Source organism: Moritella sp. (assembly GCF_033791185.1).
In the GTDB taxonomy this organism is placed as follows: Bacteria; Pseudomonadota; Gammaproteobacteria; order Enterobacterales; family Moritellaceae; genus Moritella.
In genome coordinates this window covers 39,518-45,561 of sequence record NZ_JASJHF010000300.1, presented here as the reverse complement: position 1 = coordinate 45,561, position 6,044 = coordinate 39,518, and the positions used below count along the sequence as shown (strand labels likewise).

The following is a 6,044-nucleotide window of genomic DNA, read 5'->3' as shown; positions in this document are numbered from 1 at the left end:
TGCTTGACGAACATCAGTGAAAGTACGTTTACCGTTATCCGTTAGACACTCAACGATAACCATACAGTTACCAGGACCAAAACCTTCATAACTTGCACGTTCATAATCTTCACCGCCAGCGCCAGCTGCTTTTTCGATAGCGCGGTCAATAACATGCGTTGGTACTTGGTCTTTTTTCGCTTTTTCAATGATTCGACGAAGACTTAAGTTGTTGTCAGGGTCACCACCACCCGTTTTTGCGCATACATAGATCTCTTTACCATATTTAGAGTAGATCTTAGTTTTCATGCCAGCTGTTTTAGCCATCGATAATTTACGGTTTTGGAACGCTCTGCCCATCTTAATTCACTCTCATTTTAAATTTGAAATAAATACTGGTCGATTTTAGCAGGATTAGCACCTATTTTTCCACAAAAGCGTAAATATCTTATCTTTCATCAACAAAATTAACCAAACCGACCTAGGAACTTAACCTATTATAGGCCGTCTTATAAATTGTCATTGTTATCGGTTAATAATATGTTCTACTATGTTAACTAGTTTACTTACGTTATTACCCCATAGGTCGCCAATTTTGTATCTCAAAAAAATAGTACGTTTAACCAAAACCGCATTATTTGTCGGCGCATTAGGTCTCATTAGCTCAGTTCAGGCGACCAACAAACTACCCGAGATTGGCACTGCGGGGGTTACCGCCTTATCTATCGCTCAAGAACGCCAATACGGCGAAGCATTTATTAAAGTCGCACGAGGCTCTTTTCCGATGGTCAGCGATCCGGTGCTACAAGAGTATATCGCCGAATTGGGGGCAAAACTGATTAGCCAAACCGATTCAGTCCGCTTTCCATTTCATTTTTTTCTGATTAAAAATGATGAAATTAATGCCGCTGCATTTCTGGGGGGCTATGTAAAAGTTCACACCGGGTTATTTTTATATGCAGATAGTGAATCAGAGTTTGCCTCGGTTATCGCCCATGAGATCTCACACATTACTCAGCGCCATCTTGCGCGTAGTTTAGAAGCACAGGCAGGTAATAGCCAACTTACCGTAGCGGGTTTAGTCGGGGCGGTCTTATTAGGCATTGCCAATCCAGTCGCTGGTATCGCCATGTTACAAACCACAGTAGCTATTAATGCCCAATCAGCAATTAACTATACCCGAGCCAACGAATTTGAAGCCGATCGTATTGGCATTCAAGTTATGGCGAACGCTGGTTTCGATCCAGCGGCAATGTCGACCTTCTTTGGTAAGCTATCAGAGCAATATCGTTTTAGCTCAGTCCCACCACAGATGTTGATTACTCACCCATTGCCAACAACCCGTATCACCGAAGCGCGTGACAGAGCGGCATCGTACCCAAATCGTTATTACCAACCTAGTCTCAACTACCAATTAGCCAAAGCCCGTATTCAAGTTCGCTATGGCACCTTAAAACCACAAGAAGCACTGCAATTTTTTCAACGTCAACTTAAAACTAAAAAATTCAAACTAAAAGATGCCGCGCTATACGGTCAAGCACTGGCATTAATACAATTAGACAAGAATGAACAAGCCAAGACGATTGTTGTCGAATTGGCGAAAACACAGCCTAATAACTTGTTTTACCTCGATACCCTTACCGACATCGATTTGGCACTAAAACACAATGACGAAGCGATCGCACGATTAAAAAAGGCCAACAACCGCTATTCGAATAACCCTGTTACGACAATAAATTTAACCGTGGCACTACAGCAAGCGAAAAAATATGACGAAGCCAAAAAGCTAATCCGTGATTATTTACGTGATAATGAAACCGATATGATTGCTTTGAGCATTTATATTGATTTACTTAAAAAAACCGACGATAAAGTAAAAATGTATGTGCAGCGAGCAAGCCTCGCACAGCTCATGGCAAATTATCCAAAAGCCCTGAATGAACTGCAATCGGCACGCACACTGGCAACAAGCTCGGCTGATATCGCCCGCATTGATGCACACATGGAACAAATTGAGTTAGAAAAGCAAGAAATGCAGGCATTGCAAAACTAGCCAAGGGACTGGAAAAAAGGCAAAATGGGGACTTAAGGATCCCCATTTGTTTTAATCTTTGTTTAAGATCTGTTTTAAGGAAAAGGCCGTCATGACTAGTGTCACTATTTATCACAATCCACGTTGCTCTAAAAGCCGTCAAACTCTTGCATTACTCGAAGAGCAAGGTGTAGAACCAAGCATCATAAAATACCTCGAAACACCACCATCAGCAGCACAATTACAAGAAATTCTGAACTTGCTAGCATTAGCGCCACGTCAATTAATGCGCATTAAAGAAGCTGAATATAAAGCCCTCGGTTTGGATAACGAAAACCTGTCTACTGATGAACTGATTGCCGCTATGATCGCAACACCGAAACTAATCGAACGTCCAATTGTGCTCGCAAACGGTAAAGCTGCGATTGGCCGACCACCAGAAAATGTTTTAGCCATACTATAACGAGCAAATAATGCAAACAATACAACAAACAACACAGAAGCGTATTACTCAGTATCGTTTACTGGGGCTGTTTGGCTACTTTGGTCTGATCATACTGATGTTTGTATGGCAGCTGTGGTTAACGCCAGAAAAATTACAAGAGCATACGCAATCACAAGCGCTTGCAGAACTTAACGCCATGGCTGAAGTCAATCCAGCACTTCTGCCACAGGTTGAAATTGAAAAGCAGAAATGGTTAGAGCGTCAAGCTGCACACCAGTCAAACCCATTAGCCAAAGCCTTCATTTGGATCTTGCCATTATTAATCCCAGCCTATGGATTAATCAAAGGTAAGCCTTATACCGCGGCGTGGAGTAATTTTGTGGTGATGATCTATTACATGCATTCATTAACCATCATGTATACCGATCCCGATGAACGTTACTTAGCTATATTAGAGTTTGCCTTAGCCAACTGTATGCTGTTTGGTAATGGCATTTATGCGCGTATGCAGGGCAAAGAGTTAGGCCTAGGTCTTGATAAGTTAAAAGTCGTAATGGCTGAAGAAAAAGAACGAGAAGAAGCATACAAAGCGCAACACAAAGATTAATTAACGGTTCGCTGAATAACAAAAAGGAAATAGTGTCATCAATACTATTTCCTTTTTTATGTGCGATGAAAAGGTTTTACTTTCCATTTATAGAAAGGTTGGCTTACAGAGAAAGTGTTTCTTTGACGAATGGAATAGTTAACCGACGTTGCGCACTAATTGACGCTTGATCTAATCGGTCTAAGGTAGAAATCAAGGTTTTCATATCACGTGATGAACGGTTTAACAGAAAACGGCCAACATCAACAGGTAGCTTTAATCCTCTAAACTCAGCACGTAACTGCAATGCTGCCAACTTGCCATCATCATCAAGCAACTGTAATTGATAACTTACGCCCCAATCTAATCGCGATAACAGATCCGGTAATTGAATACCTAAATGACGTGCCGCACTATTACCCGTCACAATCAATGAGCCGGGATTATCTTGATCATGGCTATCACGCCAGCGGTTATAAAAGTTGAATAAGGCCACTTCCCAGTCACGGATCCCTGCGATCATTTCAATATTATCAATGCAAACCATATCGAGATGTTCCATACCATCTAATACAGAAGGTGACATCATGGCAGACATTTCCATCGGTAAATAGGCCGCTGAACGATCGGAGTCTGTACACTCGGTACAAGTAGCGTGAAGTAAATGAGAGGTGCCCGAACTTCGGCTACCAAATAGATAAATAAATGGATCACCGTCGCCTACAGCAGCATTTTTTAATGCTGTTAGCAGCTGGACATTAGCACCGGGGTAAAAACTTGCGAAAGTTTCACCATCGGGTAATTGTACTGGTAAAGAAAGTTGTGCTGGAGTGTTCAATATCACCCTTTCATACAATCATAAGATTAGTGTGGCCATTGTAGCACCTCAATGGCCGATAGAGAACGGCTACCCAAAAAACACAATATAAAAATGCTTAATTTATCGCGTTCCACTGAAAGTTCATGTCATCAAACGCATTTTTACTACTTTTGATCCTTTGATCTAACGACAGTTCCGTTAAGAGATCTTGTTGGGTACCAAGTAATACCAATTTTAGTTGCATACGCGAACCTGCAACAGCTTCAAGCTCAACTTGTGCTACTGCCGATAATTCCGAGAACATCTCAATTAATTTTGCGTAATCAGTAATACCATTAACCGCATCAACATTTAAAAATACCACTTCATTATTGCCGGATGCTTTAACGCTATAACGCTCAGCTAAGTGATTAGCTAAGCTGTTCGTGAGTGCAGTGCCAATTTTAGCGAGTTGCCCTTGCCCTTCGCCATTTAGCCAAATCTCGAACGGTTGATTGCTATTACTACGGCCGTACATGCTCCAAGTCAGTTTGTAATCATCATTCTGCTTTATGATCTTAGCAATAATATAATTATCTGCCGCATAGCGTGTTGAAGCAAGTTCGACTGGATCGGTAAACTGACCCCACAGATCGCTGCTGCTCACTTGCAATTGATCATCGAGATCCATTACTGGAAATAAAACCGGGATCGCACGTTGATTGGCTTGTGTTTTAATAGCATCAATGAACTTAGCATAATCACCGTCAGTTTCCCCCCTGACACTGCGGTTAAAATCTTCATCAACCACTAGCCATACAATTTGCTGTGGGCGGTTTTGACCCCATACCCCAAATTCACTACTGCGTAATAAGCGGTTTATCTTTTTATCATTAAAGCTTGCTTGCAAATAACGCTCGCCATCAATACGTTCTTCCGCTTGTTTGACTAAGTATTCACGTGCATTGATTAGTGCTTTTCTAATTACCGGATCCGCCGCAATGTTGGCGTTACCAGAAACTTTAACCAGCACTTGTGCAAACGCAACTTTTTGTAGGTCACGGTTTGACTGATTACCAACCGCCATAATCGAGGCGGAATATAGCTGCTCAACCTCAACCGCGCGAGTGGTTAAAGGCAAAAGAGATAACAGTGATAATAAAATAGGGAATAGGCGCTTCATACGATCCTTTTAAGAGTAACGTGATAACTCAAATTTATGATTTGATAATAATAACCAAACCCTGCGCTATGTCCAAACATATTCCATCGCATTAACTAATTAGCGCGATAGAGAAACAGTGACCATACTAAAGTATCAAGGAGTTAGATTAAAATGAAGGGGAATATCTATGGATAACAAACAAATTAAAAATGACCACTACTTTAATATCGATAGAGAAGACATCGACGTGTTAAACATGCTGTTGCTGTGGGGCGGATATTTAGTGGGGAATCAAGTTGATTAAAGACACGAGCAAAGGCAAAAAGAAACAGACATCAACAGTAAATGTTGATGTCTGTGTTACTCAATTAAGCAAATTAATTGAGTCTATTATTACTGTACTTATTTAGTACCAAAGATCTTATCGCCTGCGTCACCAAGACCAGGAACGATATAACCTTTTTCATCTAGACGTTCGTCAATAGATGCAGTGTAAAGCTCGATATTTGGATGTGCTTCTTCTAATGCTTTTAGACCTTCAGGTGCAGCAACAAGTACCAGTACTTTAATGCGCTTACAACCTTTAGCTTTTAGCAGGTCTAACGTAGCAATCATAGAACCGCCCGTTGCTAACATAGGATCAACAACAATCGCTAAACGCTCATCAATACTGTGAACGATTTTTTCGAAGTAAGGTACCGCTTCTAGCGTTTCTTCATCACGGTAAATACCAACAACGCTTACACGTGCACTTGGCATATGCTCTAACACGCCATCCATCATACCTAAACCAGCACGTAGAATTGGCACTACAGTTACTTTTTTACCTTTGATTTGATCAACGGTAACATCGCCATTCCAACCAGCAATAGTCTTTTGTTCTAATTCTAAATCAGCCGTTGCTTCATAAGTAAGTAGGCTACCCACTTCTGTCGCTAGCTCACGAAAACGTTTAGTGCTGATATCAGCAGCGCGCATTAAACCCAATTTATGACGTACTAAAGGATGTTTAACTTCAACAACTTTCATGGAATCTCC

General features: G+C 41.2%; 8 protein-coding genes. 4 read left to right on the top strand and 4 right to left on the bottom strand.

The features are described 5' to 3' along the window. A partial coding sequence (locus tag QNK26_RS17225) for a YebC/PmpR family DNA-binding transcriptional regulator (protein ID WP_319225235.1) occupies positions 1-339 on the bottom strand: 339 nt, incomplete at its 3' end. 235 nt (positions 340-574) lie between these two features. Here QNK26_RS17225 and QNK26_RS17220 point away from each other — a divergent pair. The 3 genes from QNK26_RS17220 to QNK26_RS17210 all read left to right on the top strand — a co-directional run bounded on the left by QNK26_RS17220 (position 575) and on the right by QNK26_RS17210 (position 3,063). After that, on the top strand, positions 575-2,032 hold the full coding sequence (locus QNK26_RS17220; protein WP_319225233.1) for a M48 family metalloprotease: 1,458 nt from the start codon (positions 575-577) through the stop codon (positions 2,030-2,032). Between the two features lie 91 nt (positions 2,033-2,123). After that, complete coding sequence (gene arsC / locus QNK26_RS17215; RefSeq protein ID WP_319225231.1) at positions 2,124-2,474, top strand: arsenate reductase (glutaredoxin); 351 nt, start codon at positions 2,124-2,126, stop codon at positions 2,472-2,474. Between the two features lie 10 nt (positions 2,475-2,484). Beyond that, positions 2,485-3,063 (top strand): DUF2069 domain-containing protein, encoded by a 579-nt coding sequence (locus QNK26_RS17210; RefSeq protein ID WP_319225230.1) that lies wholly within the window; start codon positions 2,485-2,487, stop codon positions 3,061-3,063. Between the two features lie 103 nt (positions 3,064-3,166). On the opposite strand, the gene hda is transcribed toward QNK26_RS17210, so the two are convergent. Continuing rightward, positions 3,167-3,880 carry a DnaA inactivator Hda gene (hda, locus tag QNK26_RS17205; protein ID WP_319225228.1) on the bottom strand — a complete coding sequence of 238 codons (714 nt, stop codon included), beginning with the start codon at positions 3,878-3,880 and terminating at the stop codon, positions 3,167-3,169. A 97-nt stretch (positions 3,881-3,977) separates the two neighbouring features. Continuing rightward, positions 3,978-5,024: a DUF2066 domain-containing protein gene (locus tag QNK26_RS17200; protein WP_319225227.1), complete on the bottom strand. Its 1,047-nt coding sequence runs from the start codon at positions 5,022-5,024 to the stop codon at positions 3,978-3,980. Between the two features lie 169 nt (positions 5,025-5,193). Between QNK26_RS17200 and QNK26_RS17195 the strand changes: the two genes are divergently transcribed. Next, complete coding sequence (locus QNK26_RS17195; protein ID WP_319225226.1) at positions 5,194-5,310, top strand: uracil phosphoribosyltransferase; 117 nt, start codon at positions 5,194-5,196, stop codon at positions 5,308-5,310. A gap of 98 nt (positions 5,311-5,408) precedes the next feature. On the opposite strand, the gene upp is transcribed toward QNK26_RS17195, so the two are convergent. Next, positions 5,409-6,035: a uracil phosphoribosyltransferase gene (gene upp / locus QNK26_RS17190; RefSeq protein ID WP_319225224.1), complete on the bottom strand. Its 627-nt coding sequence runs from the start codon at positions 6,033-6,035 to the stop codon at positions 5,409-5,411. Between the last annotated feature and the right edge of the window lie 9 nt (positions 6,036-6,044).